This is a genomic window from Siphonobacter sp. SORGH_AS_0500, from assembly GCF_031453245.1.
In the GTDB taxonomy this organism is placed as follows: Bacteria; Bacteroidota; Bacteroidia; order Cytophagales; family Spirosomataceae; genus Siphonobacter.
In genome coordinates, this window is the sequence record NZ_JAVIYT010000001.1 from 406,010 (window position 1) to 419,378 (window position 13,369).

General features: G+C 43.2%; 11 protein-coding genes. 7 read left to right on the forward strand and 4 right to left on the reverse strand.

The features are described from left to right. Nucleotides 1-7 precede the first annotated feature (7 nt). The 4 genes from QE357_RS01795 to QE357_RS01810 form a co-directional block, all read right to left on the reverse strand. Nucleotides 8-3,475, reverse strand: coding sequence for a SusC/RagA family TonB-linked outer membrane protein (locus QE357_RS01795; protein ID WP_309705346.1), 3,468 nt, complete (start codon nt 3,473-3,475; stop codon nt 8-10). A gap of 81 nt (nt 3,476-3,556) precedes the next feature. Further along, nucleotides 3,557-4,513 (reverse strand): FecR domain-containing protein, encoded by a 957-nt coding sequence (locus QE357_RS01800; RefSeq protein WP_309705349.1) that lies wholly within the window; start codon nt 4,511-4,513, stop codon nt 3,557-3,559. Nucleotides 4,514-4,562: 49 nt separating this feature from the next. Then, entirely contained in the window at nt 4,563-5,186 is a 624-nt protein-coding gene (locus QE357_RS01805) for an RNA polymerase sigma-70 factor (protein WP_309705350.1), read from the reverse strand. A 1,019-nt stretch (nt 5,187-6,205) separates the two neighbouring features. Further along, a complete protein-coding gene (locus QE357_RS01810; RefSeq protein WP_309705353.1) occupies nt 6,206-6,343 on the reverse strand; it encodes a hypothetical protein in 138 nt (45 codons plus the stop codon). Nucleotides 6,344-8,016: 1,673 nt separating this feature from the next. On the opposite strand from QE357_RS01810, the gene QE357_RS01815 reads away from it, so the two are divergent. From QE357_RS01815 to QE357_RS01845, 7 genes are all read left to right on the forward strand, one after another. Continuing rightward, the gene (locus tag QE357_RS01815; protein WP_309705355.1) at nt 8,017-8,475 is read left to right on the forward strand and encodes a mobile mystery protein A; all 459 of its coding nucleotides are present in this window, start codon (nt 8,017-8,019) and stop codon (nt 8,473-8,475) included. Beyond that, nucleotides 8,472-9,059, forward strand: coding sequence for a mobile mystery protein B (locus QE357_RS01820; RefSeq protein ID WP_309705357.1), 588 nt, complete (start codon nt 8,472-8,474; stop codon nt 9,057-9,059). The genes QE357_RS01815 and QE357_RS01820 overlap by 4 nt, the downstream gene beginning before the upstream one ends. Before the next feature lie 722 nt (nt 9,060-9,781). Then, entirely contained in the window at nt 9,782-10,963 is a 1,182-nt protein-coding gene (locus QE357_RS01825; RefSeq protein ID WP_309705361.1) for a phage integrase central domain-containing protein, read from the forward strand. A 382-nt stretch (nt 10,964-11,345) separates the two neighbouring features. Continuing rightward, nucleotides 11,346-11,579: a DUF1016 N-terminal domain-containing protein gene (locus QE357_RS01830; RefSeq protein WP_309711291.1), complete on the forward strand. Its 234-nt coding sequence runs from the start codon at nt 11,346-11,348 to the stop codon at nt 11,577-11,579. Further along, a complete protein-coding gene (locus QE357_RS01835) occupies nt 11,576-11,752 on the forward strand; it encodes a PDDEXK nuclease domain-containing protein (protein WP_309711295.1) in 177 nt (58 codons plus the stop codon). Before QE357_RS01830 ends, QE357_RS01835 begins: the two co-directional genes overlap by 4 nt. A 463-nt stretch (nt 11,753-12,215) precedes the next feature. Further along, complete coding sequence (locus QE357_RS01840; RefSeq protein ID WP_309705363.1) at nt 12,216-12,566, forward strand: hypothetical protein; 351 nt, start codon at nt 12,216-12,218, stop codon at nt 12,564-12,566. Between the two features lie 265 nt (nt 12,567-12,831). Beyond that, the gene (locus QE357_RS01845) at nt 12,832-13,245 is read left to right on the forward strand and encodes a response regulator (RefSeq protein WP_309705366.1); all 414 of its coding nucleotides are present in this window, start codon (nt 12,832-12,834) and stop codon (nt 13,243-13,245) included. Nucleotides 13,246-13,369: the final 124 nt, after the last annotated feature.

Consider the following 13,369-nt stretch of genomic DNA (forward strand, 5'->3'; position numbering starts at 1 on the left):
GGGAAGATTAAAGAGAGAGGTTCAGACCAAACATGAACATGCGTTGCAAGGGATAATTCGCATCATCATAGCCACTTACCAGAGGATCGTTCCCGGATCGGCCCACTTCCGGGTCATAACCCGAGTAAGAAGTGAAGGTGATTAGATTTTGAGCAGATACGTAGGTTTTTAATCCTTTTAAGTGCCACTTATTCAGTAGTTTAGCGGGCCATTGGTACCCTAGGGAAATATTTCTCAGTCGTAGAAAAGATCCGTCTTCAATCCAGCGGGTAGAGAAGCGATTGTTGTTATTACGATCTATCGCTACGGCTCGGGGCGTCTTTCCATCGCCAGGATCACTCGCCGAACGCCAGCGGTGGAGCGTTTGCGTGGAGCCATTATACTGGCCCAGCATGGATTCCCGCTTCTGACGAGTGACATTGTAAATCTGATTGCCCTGTACACCTTGAAAGAAGATGTTCAGTTCAACGCCTTTGTAGGAAAAGGCATTCGTCATTCCATACACCCAATCAGGCGTTGGATTACCGATGATGGTTCGATCATCATCATTAATTACTCCATCGCCGTTGACATCTTTAAACTTGAGGTCTCCGGGCTTGGCAAACGGTTGAACCGGAGAAGCTTCTATCTCCTGAGCACTTTGGAAAATGCCTTCCATGACATAGCCATAGAAAGAACTTACGGGTAATCCTGCCCGGATGAGGGTATTACTGCTTAAAATAATCTGGCGATCGGCCTGCCCTAGACTTACGACATGGTTTTTATTGAGTGCTGCATTCAAACTAGTCGTCCAGCGAAAAGCTCCGGGTAGATTGACGGAGTTAATCGCAAATTCCCATCCTTTATTCTGCATTCCTCCAATGTTCTGCGTAGACCCCGAAAAGCCCGTCGTATAGGCTAAAGGAGTACCTGACACCAGCATTTGATTGGTATTCTTTACGTACACATCCGTAACCAGGTTGAGTCGATTGTTAAACAACCCTACATCTAGCCCTACATCAAATTGAGCGGTAGATTCCCAGCCTAAACGAGCATTGGCTAGGATGTTGGGAGCTAAGCCGTTCACGGCTTTGCCGCCAAAGGCATAATTGGCCGTCGCTACGCTACCGATGTAGGCATAATAAGCCAGGCTATTGACCCCATTCTGAATTTCGCTATTCCCCGTTAATCCATAGCTAAGTCGGATTTTAAGATCATTCAACCAGCGATGATTAACCAGAAAAGGTTCCTCACTAATATTCCAGCCCGCAGAGATAGAAGGGAAGTACCCGAATCGTTTTTGAGGACCAAATTTGGAAGATCCATCCGCCCGCATGGCTACTGAAAATAAATACTTACTACGGAAGGCATAATGAGCCCGGGCCAGAAAAGACGCCATCCGCCAGCCTTCTCGAAAAGAGTTGGTCAAATCGGTCTGGCCTCCATTGGTCGTCGTTACCAAATCATTCGGGAAATTGGTAACCCGGCTAATCATCCGTTCAAAGTTTGCTCCCTGAAACGTGGCCCCACCTACCAGCGATAGGTGATGATCAGCGTGGAAATGTTTGGAATATGAAAGAATATTTTCGTTTAACCAGCCTAATTCCTGAGAAGCAAAAGCAAAGCCGGAGCCTACACTGGGCGGCGGAGTACCGGTAGACGTAGGAATGAAAATATTATTTTTCAAATAGTTAGCATCAAGACCGATGCTGGTTCGAAGCGTAAATCCGGGCAAAAAGGTGTATTCCGCGTAAGAACTGCCAATCATCCGGGTTGTATTGATGGGATGCCAGTATTCCAGAGCGGATGCCAGGGGGTTATCAATCAGTGCAAAACCGCTGGTATAATTGGGACGGGCATAGTTGCCGCTAGCATCGTAAACGGGAATGGTCGGCGTTTGCAGTAAAGCACCATAGATTAAACCGCCCTGCAATTCATTCCCCGTCGCCCGGTTGATGGTATTCGTCGCATTGTTGACGGTGATACTACTGCCTATTTTAAACTTTTTGAATACCTGCTGATCCAGATTAAGCCGGACTGAGTAGCGTTTGTAACCGGAAACTTTAATGATCCCGTCCTGATTAAAATAACCCAGCGACAATGCATACTGGGTGAATTCATTACCCCCCGAAATGGATAACTGGTAGTTTTGAATGGCCGCTTTTTTGAAAATCTGATCCTGCCAGTTCGTACTGGTTGTTAGACTGGAAGGATCCGCCAGTTCGGGAATGGGCCGGGCGGCTACAGGCACCGAAGCCGGATTACCTAAATCTGCCCGTGCATTGCCTCTGGATTCATTTATTAGCTCTGCGTATTGGCTGGAATGAAGCGTTGGTAATTGATGAGCAACCGATTGTATGCCATAGTACGCGTCAAGTTCCACCCGGGCCTGACCAGCTTTTCCTCGTTTGGTAGTAATCAAGACTACGCCGTTTGCTGCTCTGGAGCCGTAAATAGAAGCCGCTGCTGCGTCTTTGAGGACTTCCATTGAAACGATGTCGTTGGGATTGATGGCACTCAAAGCGTTATGTACAACCCCGGTTCCAAAAATTCCCGCCGGGCCATTATTGTTCGTCGTTCCCCAATTGTAGAAAGGTACGCCGTCAATCACGTACAAGGGTTCATTACCCGCGGTAATCGAGCTCGTACCCCGAATACGAATGTTGACTGACCCACCAGGTTGACCAGAAGTTTGCGTGACCTGAACTCCGGCCACTCGCCCCTGCAAGGCTTGGTCCATACCCGTAATCGGTACCTGTCGTAATGCCTTTTCACTCACAGACCCAATAGACCCGGTCAAATCTTTGCGAAGCTGGGTGCCATACCCAATCACCACCACTTCATTAAGACCCTTGATTGAACTCCTTAGTTTGACATCAAGCACCGACTGGTTGCCTATGGGATGTTCCTGGGTATCCATCCCGATGTACGAAAAAATAAGGATAGCTTCCGGACTAGGCACCGCTAGAGAATACCTTCCTTTGCTATCGGTAACGGTAGCTTTATACGTTCCTTTAATCAGCACATGCACGCCAGGCAAAGCCTCACCGGTTATCGCATCCGTAACCACACCTGTAACGGTAATTTCCTTCTGCTGAAGCTGGGTTTTAGAGGTCGTCTTGGCGGGACTGTGCTTGGGTTTTTCCTTTAAGATCACATCGCCTCCCCGAAAAATAGCCTCCAGTGGAGTATCCTTCAAAAGTAGCTCAAAAGCCTGCTGCAAAGCGATGTCTGCCAGCCGGATGGACACAGACTTACGGGGAAGTAAGTGGGGGTTGTAATAAATACCAATTCCTGATTTTTCAGCAATGGCCTGTAAAGCTGCTTCTAAGCTAGTGTTACTAAAGTGAATAGAAATTTTCTTTTGAGCAATTTCGTCCTGAGCGGGCTCATGCTGATACCCAAGCCCTAATTGGGCGTGATGCACTTGTGCAGAGCTGAGTAAGGGCACACTGAGCAGACAACTTCCAATCAGGAAGCAGAGCAGTCGTTTCATAAAGAGGTACGTTTAGGGCACGAAGAACCGGATCACTTCCTTGCAGAGGTGTGGTTGATTTGAGTAGTAAAAGTTGAGTGATTACTTTTCTGAGAAAACGACCGTGTCGTTTTCGATTCGGTAGTTAATGTTCAGCGAAAGCGATAATTTGGGTAACAATTGAGCTAAAGGTTCATAGCGGCTTGTGGAGGTCAGGTATTTATTCCGCATCGAAGCGGGCCAAAGCATTTTTACACCATAGAGTCGTTCCAGTTGATTCACTAAAATAGGAAAAGCAACGTTTTTGAATTGGAGAAAACGACCTTCTTGCCAACTCAGGTAATTTTGAACATCACCGGATTCTACCTCCAGACTTCCGTTGTCAAGAGCCTGCCCCCATTGATTTTTGACCAGACTAACGGAGTTCCCCTGAGCGTTACTCAAAACGACCTTCCCTTCCGTAACGGCTACCCAAAGGCCCTGTTTGTGTTGTTTGGCATTAAACTGCGTTCCTAGGACGCGGATGGAAGCCCGGGAGCCTTCAATGATGAAAGGTTGATGCTTGTTAGGAAATACCTTAAAAAAAGCTTCACCCCGGAGCTTCACCCGACGAAAATCTCCCCAAAATGACTCCTGATATGAGACTTGTGCCTGATGATTTAATTGGACCTGGGTACCATCCGGAAGTTGTAAAGGACGAAAAGGCGTTGACGTATAAATTACCGGTTGAGTTTGATACCAGCGTACGATTGCTCCTGCGGTCCCCACAATGAATAAGGCTAGGCAAGCCGCTGCTGCCCAATTTTTCAAGTGTATTTTTGAACCAAACGAAACCCGCTTTTTACGGAGGATGGTATTCATGACTGCATCCCCTTTCTGAAAGGAAATATCAGGAATATTCTGCTCCTCAAACGTATCCCAGTCCTTCTCCATGAGATCAAAAAAAACACTGGAAGGCTGCTTCTTTAACGCTTCACTTAAGAAGTGAAGTTCTTTCGCATCACATTGATTGCGAAGATATTTATCAAAGAGGCTTGCTATGGATTCGGGTGTATTCAACGCTTTTTCAGACTTGTTATTCTATCTACAATCAAAGTGCAGTAAGGTATTACTCTAACAGAAAAAATAATTCACTTGCAGGCGTATATAACATCCGGGAGACCAGTAAAAAAATCGGAACAGATACCTCTGAATTCATTTCCAAGGATTGACGGATGCTTTTCAAGGCTTTATTGATCTGTACCTTAATGGTATTTTTAGAAATATTTAGCTGCTGAGCAATCTCTTCGTGAGATAACCCCTCCATGCGACTGAGCTGAAAAATTTGCCTTCTTTGAGGAGGAAGTCGCTCCAATGCACTTTGAAGAATTTCCTGATAATCGTTCGACACAACCTCCGACTCCGTTTGCTGATGTTCTGCGGCATTTTGACTGACAAACTGCTCGAAAGCAGCGTGATAAGCACTTTTCTTAAATTCGTTAAAAATCTGATTTCGACTGATCCGAAACAAGTAAGCCTCAAAGTTTAGCTCGGGCTGGAGCGATTGACGCTGTTCCCAAATTTTTAAAAACGTATCCTGAAGAATGTCTTCTGCCGCTGCCGTAGATTTAACGTAGCGAAGGCTAAATCTGAAAAGTTTGTTTCGATAGCGGTGAAACAAGATTCGAAAGGCCCGCTCATCTCCGTTTGAAACGCGGGTGACCAGCGTGAAATCGGTTAGTAGTAAAGACATACACGTGGAAGGTAAAGCTTTACAGGTAAATGTAGACGTACTTTTAGATAGAGCCTGTCAAGGAATGATGTTGATTATGTTATCTTTCTATGAAGCAATGCCGTACGGACTTTAAAATTTATTGGGGATTATTATAAGTAGAGAGTAGACGAGACGCTTTAGGCCAGTTAACGTTAGCTAGGCTTGTTATATGTGTCCCCTTCAGTACTAATTTTAGGCCTGGTCCGCCGCAACTATATAGCGTTTTAATTATTCAACCAAGTAAAGGTAATGATTCGTCTTGCCAGTAGCCGAGCCTTGGTAGGCCATGTTTTTGTAAAGATGGATTACACAAAGTCTACGAAACACCACTAATCCCCATTTTTTCCTGTCATGAGAATCCTATTTATCTATGTTGTAGCCACTACTTGATCTGATCGTAAGGGATAAAATTACAACTGTCAGTTGTTGCCTTTAGAGTCAGACAACTGAATCGGGTAGAGCCCCTCTCTTCAATCACTAACTGCTCAGCCCCCTGTTGAATAGAAGTTAAAAAAATAAATTTGATCAGTGTTCAAGTAATGTCTCTTTGGCTAACAGAAGACTCTCCACCAGAGTTTGTCTGTAGGGGTAGGGGCATCTTGCTAAAACAATGCTTGCCCGAATGAAATGTACTGTTGTTGTAGCGGATCTCATACAAATAGAAGCAATAGTGGCACTACCTCATGCTTTAATAATACTGTTGAAAGGCTCGAATGATCAATGGCACTTGAGTACATTTTTGAATAGTTTTTGTTGTAAAAAAGGTATTGGCTCTTATAGTGATCTGGACATTCATGCTAATTGGGGGCACGCCACAACAAAACCTGTTATACAATCCATGAATTCAAGCACTTAGGAGGAAAATGGCGATGCGACATTTGGCAGGGCAAAGATTTTCTGCTCTATCCGTTTGCAGGGCGTGCACCAGTCTGTGTACATGTCTACAAATACCGGTAGTTTTTTGCTGCACCACAGCGAGCACCTATGGATAGTTACCTTTAAAAAATGATGCCCAAAGGCTTATCCTGCCCAAGCACACTAACGCTAAGGCCAGGAAGCAGTAAAAAGGTCAGGATAAACAAGATCAACAGGTGACGTTGTTGCACCAAGATACCGATAACCCATGCCAAAGACATGCGTGTCTGGGTTAACTGCTTCGGTCATTCTTCTTTCTCCACTTTTTAGAAATAAATAGATCAGGGCAATCAGGGTGTTGTTTGACTATTCCTCTATGCTTTTCGAGCTTTTTAAATTGATCAATCGGAACGTCACCACCATTATAAGTGATGTAGAAATTGCCGTCTTGACCTAAGTAGATTTGTCGAAAATTACCCTCGACTTTGTTGTCCAAAAGCTTCATAATTTCATTGTCATGCCTATTACTCATCATTCTGTCTCCGGTAAGGGGCGAGGGCTTTCAAAATGCTCTTAGCACGCAAACCCATATCTTTATGGTATCACGAGAAGCAATGCAGTCAAAGTCTATAATCTTATGGTACAAAGTGCCTTCTGATAGAACTCCAAAGCCTCAGCCACCTGTTCGACGACCTCGTGCGGGATTGGGGTTGTTTCTGGTTCGGTGATGTAGGGGCAGGCTGCTTTCCAAGGGCGTTGTAAACGATGATACCTATTTCACCTTTCATGGCAACATATAAATACCCTGGCCCATCCTCTTCATCTTCCATGCATGCGACAATCTCATTGTAAGCTATCTGATAGTCATTGTCTATCGTCACCCCATCGGCTGCCTTAACATTAAGCCGTCCGGTCGCGGCGGGGTGATCAAACATACGGGTTGTGCCTTTAATGATTTGATGTGTATCCCATTGATTGATTTATCCCTTTAACCACTTGGCGGTTTGTTAAAGGGATTTTTTTAGGTAAGGGTCTTCTCATCTGTTTGCTTCGAAATACATACTCCTCACTAAAGGCTCTTTTAAGCGTGCAATGCCCATCACAAGCTCTTTAATGGTGTTTGTTTGGGAGCGGGGTATCTTTGAGCTATACTCCTCTTATCAGAGTAAAAATATGTATCAACTTTGTAATTAAAGCTACATACAGTTAGATAGTTAAATAACGTATTTTAATCTTTATACTTAGGCTTCGTCAACATGCATTACTGTCACTGGCGTAGACAATGCCCAACCTTTGATACAAAATTAGGCATTGTCGAAATGGCTAAACGGAGCAGTCATGGGGAGGAAAACGCTCAGCGAATTACAAGTCCTGCCACTACCGCTCGGTGTGTATGAGTGGGTGCCTGGTGTATTGGGTATGCCCCAAAGAAAGCCAGTCCTAATAAGCCACCATTTGATGCTAATTTTAGCATTGTTTTATTGTTTTTTATGCTGAAAGTAGCATAAAATAAAACCTAAAATGTCAAGTTATCAGTCGACTTCTTTCTACAAAAAGGAATAACTCTTATGCTTTGATTGAAGCATGCCTGGAATTAGATAATCATTTTTATGTAACAATTCCTGTTAATAGCTTAGAGAAAGGCCATTTTGCCAACTATTTGTTTGATAGTAATTGAAATCCGGACTTTAGAAGAGAAACAATCGAAAAGAATTTTTGTTGATGCCATCAGAAAACAGCTAAGTTCGATTACTTTGAAAGTCGAGGGGTGGGCTATTTATGATAGCCTAATCACCGCTGAGCGAGATTTTTGCTGGTTCCCAAGAAGATAAATAAGGCTATTCTTATTCTATTACTCAATTCAAGTCAATGCTATAAATGGCATTGACTTTTATATTTTATATGCTATATTTAGCATTATAATAATAATTAATTAGGTTAGATATAGCATAAAATGACGTATTGGGACCGAAAACTAATTCGTGAGCAACTCGACAAACGGCTGAAAGGCTCGTTAGTGCAGTTATTGCAGGCTGATTATGGCTGGATTAAGCTACTGCGAGATGCATTAGGAATGTCAACGACGCAACTAGCTAAACGCGTAGGGATTGACCAGTCGCGTATTTCAAGACTTGAGCACGCTGAAATCGATGGAGACCTCAAACTATCCTCCCTTAAAAAAATAGCGGAAGGGCTTAATCTTCGCTTTGTCTATGGATTTGTGCCTAAAGATAGTTTTGAGCAAGTCGTCAAAGAGCAAGCCCAGAAGATCGCTAAAAAGCGTATGGACCGGGTTAATCATACCATGCGTCTGGAGGAACAAGAACTATCGGTAGAGGAAAAGGCAAAAGCTTTTGATGACTTAGTGCAAAAAATACTCCTTGAAGATGCAAAAGATTTTTGGGATCAATGAACGCATTTACGTTTCCCGAGGGTGCAACCCCGTTAACTCCTGAAGAGCAGGAAGGCTTAAAACTTAAGCATATCCTGACCCGTAGTGAATTGGATCGGTGGGAGCATGAAAACATCCAAGAGGCGTTTGCCTGGCTCGCTAGAAGACGTAAAACGGATATTTTAGATGAACGTTTTGTTCTGCAACTGCATGAAAAAATGTTTAATAAAGTTTGGCAGTGGGCCGGCAAGTTTCGTCGTACCGATAAAAATATAGGTGTGTCCTGGTCGCAAGTGCCAGTGGAATTGCGACGGCTGTTAGACGATACGAAAGCTTGGATTGAATTTAATGCCTATTCTCCAGATGAAATCGCTTACCGGTTTCATCATCGGCTAGTCTGGATTCACCTGTTTTCAAATGGAAATGGTCGGCATTCGCGGCTAATGACGGATGTTATTCTCACTGAGCTTTTGAATCAGCCCCTTTTTACGTGGGGAAAAGAAGATCTGTCCAGTGCTAATGCGGTCCGCAAACAATACATTAAAGCACTCAAGGCAGCGGATCAATATGAGTATACCCTTTTGAGTGAATTTGTTAGATCGTAAACAATGTCAAGTTTTTTGATCAAAAAACTTGACATTGTTTCTTTGTGAAAAGGGAATGGCAAGCAATTGTATCCATGATTGTGTAGTCAAACTGCTGCCTTTGGGGTTTGTTACTGCTTGGTAACATTAAGTAGGTTAGGTATAAAATGCCAGTTGAGCTTCTGACTTCTTTGGCGGGGCTGTTCAGAAAATCATCTTGCCCAATGCTAATAAGCTTATTGTTTTTGAAACACGGATATACAAAGTGGCGGTTGCTTTTTAAGTCAGCTAGAGCATCGTTTCAGAAGCCCTTGAGGGCATCTCCGTTCATCGGCCTACATGATTGATGGTACTCTAGTACAGCTTTTCATAAATTTTCGTTGCCTAAAGAATAGCTTGATGATACCCTAGGTTATATGGACATTCATCGTAACTGGGGGCATACTTGGGGGCAGCTAACAGGATGATCCATTTTAATATCAATGAATTCAAACATTTGGGAAGGATCTGGCAATGCGGCTACGGGCACCACTCTCTTTTTTACTGACATTATTGGTCGTTACGCGAGCGAAAATTATTCCATTTTCGCAGCATCTTAATTATATCCTCACCTTATCCGTCTGCGTCCATCTAATACCCACATTAATCAAAAATGGGGGCATGGATGGGGGCATGAACTTGCCAATCAATACTGGGATTTGTAGCCACGCGAATCAGGGGGTGCACTAATGGCTTTGTCAAATATGACCTGTCAAACAGCGAAACCGAAAAGTAAACCGTATAAGATGGCAGACGGAGAAGGGTTGTATCTGGAAATCACTCCATACGGCACAAAACTCTGGCGGCTTAAGTACCGAATTCATGGTAAGGAAAAACGCATTTCACTGGGGGGCTACCCTGCCGTTTCACTAGCCAATGCCCGTAAGGCCAAAGATGATATGAAACGAGATATAAAGATTGGCATTGATCCCGTCTTAAAGCGGCTACAAGCCGCTCAGACGCAAGCGTTGAGCGGCCAACTCGATTTTAAATCGATGGCCCTGGAATGGCACGGCAAGCAGATGCCTTTATGGAAGTCCAAACACGCCAACATCATTAAACATCGCTTTGAGAAATATGTATTTCCGTTCTTAGGTAGCTTTCCACTGGCGGATATAAAACCCTTGATGATGCTCAGTTGCCTTCAGAAGATCGAAAAAACAGCCCCTGATCTATCTCGTCGAATGAAGGCAGCGTGTAGCCATGTTTTTAAATATGCCATTGCTACGGGTCGGGCAGAAAGCGATCCCACCTATGGTCTAGAGGCTGCCATGAAGAAATTCAAGCGAGGGCATTATGCGTCCATTTCGGTTGATGAATTTCCCCAGTTTCTCGTTTGTATGGCTAATTATCAGGATCGTGTTCATCGCCAAACTTTTCTGGCCCTCAAACTATTGCTGCTGACATTCGTGCGTACGGGTGAACTGGTGGAAGCCAGATGGGACGAAATCAATTTTGAAAAGGCGATGTGGGTTATTCCAGCGGAACGGATGAAGATGAATTTACCTCATATCGTTCCGTTATCGCATCAATCGCTAGCCCTTTTGCGAGAGCTCCAGGCATTGAATGCGCACCGGGACTTTATTTTTCCCGGTTATTATAACCCGAAAAAACCGATGAACAAAAACACGATGCTGGTTGCCATCAAACGAATGGGCTATAATGGCAAAATGACGGGTCATGGCTTTCGTGCCCTTGCTCTAGGCATTTTAAAGGAAAAGTTGGGCTACCCGCATGACATTGCGGATCGGCAACTAGCACACGTTCCAAAGAGCAGTGTTGACCGTGCCTATGACCGTGCCCAGTTTTTAGTTCAACGCACCAAAATGATGCAGGAATATGCAGATTATATTGATCAAGTGCTAAAGACGTATGGTGATGGTTAATGACCCTGTCAGATACTTGTGAAAGTTAAAGATTGCCTTTTAGTACAGGTAGAGAGAGTACTTCATATTGAATTCACAGTGGGAAGAACCTGCCGTACGATTATTACCAAGCTACAGAAAACGATAGCTTGTGTTTACTAGAACGGTCTTATTAAAGTAAAGAGATCATTTCTTAGCTTTATCCTTATTTATATGCCGGGCTACCGATTATGAATGTCAATGCTTCCCAGTAATCATGCGACACTCCTCAATCAATTGAAAGCCGATATTCGTCAGTCCAGGCAGCGAGCAGCCATGACCGCCAACCTGGAGCTCCTTCAACTATTGGCGAATTGGAAAAGTAATCCTTGAGCAACAGGAACAAGCGGGCTGGGTAGCCAAAATCATCGACCAGTTGTCCCGTGATTTACGGTCCGATTTCCCCGATATGCAAGGTCTTTCTCGTCGGAATCTGTTGTATAGGCGGAAATTTGCCGAGATGTATCCTGATCCTACATTTGTGCAACGACCCGTTGCACAATTACTCTGGTCGCATCATTTTATCGTAATGGACTGGATCAAAGAGCCCCGAGAGCGAGAGTCTCATATTCACAAAGCTCTGGAGCATATGTGGTGATTGAGTTAAAGCGAGGGAGCTTTAAACCAGAATATGCGGGCAAGCTCAACTTTTATTTGTCAGTAGTCGATGATCAATTGAAAACGGAACAAGATCAACCTAGTATTGGGCTACTGATTTCTCAGGATAAAGACAAAATCATAGCTGAGTATGCGTTGAAGGATATCAATTAACCCATTGCTATCTCTGAATATCGTTTGACCGAAAATATTCCGGCTGATTTGAAAGGTACCTTACCGACGATTGAAGAGTTAGAACGTGAATTACAGGGTGACTCTAGCTCCACGTAACTTTTTATGAATTTTCATCAAATACCAAATACCGGACAATGACAAGTTCTTCTAAAATATCTATTCCCTGCATTCCCTATTCCCAATTTTTCTAAAAGGGTGGGTAGGGTAACTATCTTTCGTGCAGCTTTCAAAAGTTGATGGTGTTTAACCTTTGAAATTACTAGATTAATGGTAAACTAGTATAGTGGGGTATCTACATTGGATGCCAATGATATTGCCACTATACTTACGCTTATAATTCTCTTGACTAACGTATAGATGGTTAGGGTAAAAGTGACTGTGGGTACCTATCATCATTTTTTATCTCCCTAAAAGTCCCTAGCTTTGGATAAAACCCCGCCTTATGACTATTGAAAATGAAAAGATCTCTTTAATGCCGATTGAAGGGAGACAGATGATCATCTTACTGAATTTACTTGATAAGTCTTTTAATTTTTACTGCCTGGGTTTGTTGACTCAAGGGCCATTAACTGCCGAAGGTTTGTTTCAAAAGCTACGGCAACGCTTTTCCTTTTTACTGGTAAAGACATTTCAAAAAAGAATAGATGTTTTACTGGCACTGGGCATCCTTAACGTAGTAGGGGATGAAAAACCAGCGACTTATCGGGTAGATCCTATGTATGATCAGGCCTTACAAGATCTCTATACGGGAACTAATGACCCCTACCTGGAAAACCTTTCTAAATACTCCTAAGCATTCGATAGGTACCATCATTACCGTTCATGAACAAAGGCAAGACATTTGTCTAACTTGAACCGTTACCTACTCATGCCTCTAACAACTTTATTAGCCAAACTTTAGGCTTAGTAATAATTTGATCTCTAGTTGGATACTAAGTAAATAAATAGTATTTATGTAGATTTAGATAACTGCTTACTAAAGCGGATTCTTTACTACTTCAGTTCTTTTATGACGTATTTAATTGCTTTCCTTTTAGGAAAGTCTTTTCCCACGTGCAATGAAAAACGTGCCCCTGGTATTAGTGGTAGAAGATGATGACGACGATCAGTTCCTTCTTCAAACCGTGGTTGCTCAGTCTGAGTCTGCTTGTGAATTAGTATTTGCCTCTAATGGAGAAGAGGCTTTGGATCAATTAGCTAGTCTGAAGAAAAAACCAAGCTTTATTCTTACTGATCTTAATATGCCCAAGCTCAATGGACTAGAACTTTTAAAAACGCTCAAAGTCCATCCTGATTGGAACAGAATTCCAGTAATCATGCTGACGACCACTACTTCTCCCGATGTTATTGCTCAATCTTATGAGTCTGGAGCCAGTAGTTACGTGAGTAAACCCCCTTCCATTGAAGGATTAAAACAAGTTTGGCAGAACCTGTATGCTTTTTGGATACTGACGGCTCAGGCTTCTGGCTAATAAAAAATTAATTCAATTGCAGAGTTGTATTCAATACGTTTGATTTCTATACTCGTTTAATGAAATAAGCTAAAGCCTATCTTTACTAGGGATAGGCTTTTTTTGCCCTATATTCTGTGAACGG

What these genes read in the sequence shown, in the direction of transcription:
- QE357_RS01805 (WP_309705350.1), bottom strand. Translation starts at nt 5,186, where the DNA reads ATGTCTTTACTACTAACCGATTTCACGCTGGTCACCCGCGTTTCAAAC.
- QE357_RS01840 (WP_309705363.1), top strand. Translation starts at nt 12,216, where the DNA reads ATGACTATTGAAAATGAAAAGATCTCTTTAATGCCGATTGAAGGGAGA.
- QE357_RS01810 (WP_309705353.1), bottom strand. Translation starts at nt 6,343, where the DNA reads ATGTCTTTGGCATGGGTTATCGGTATCTTGGTGCAACAACGTCACCTG.
- QE357_RS01820 (WP_309705357.1), top strand. Translation starts at nt 8,472, where the DNA reads ATGAACGCATTTACGTTTCCCGAGGGTGCAACCCCGTTAACTCCTGAA.
- QE357_RS01825 (WP_309705361.1), top strand. Translation starts at nt 9,782, where the DNA reads ATGACCTGTCAAACAGCGAAACCGAAAAGTAAACCGTATAAGATGGCA.
- QE357_RS01795 (WP_309705346.1), bottom strand. Translation starts at nt 3,475, where the DNA reads ATGAAACGACTGCTCTGCTTCCTGATTGGAAGTTGTCTGCTCAGTGTG.
- QE357_RS01845 (WP_309705366.1), top strand. Translation starts at nt 12,832, where the DNA reads ATGAAAAACGTGCCCCTGGTATTAGTGGTAGAAGATGATGACGACGAT.
- QE357_RS01815 (WP_309705355.1), top strand. Translation starts at nt 8,017, where the DNA reads ATGACGTATTGGGACCGAAAACTAATTCGTGAGCAACTCGACAAACGG.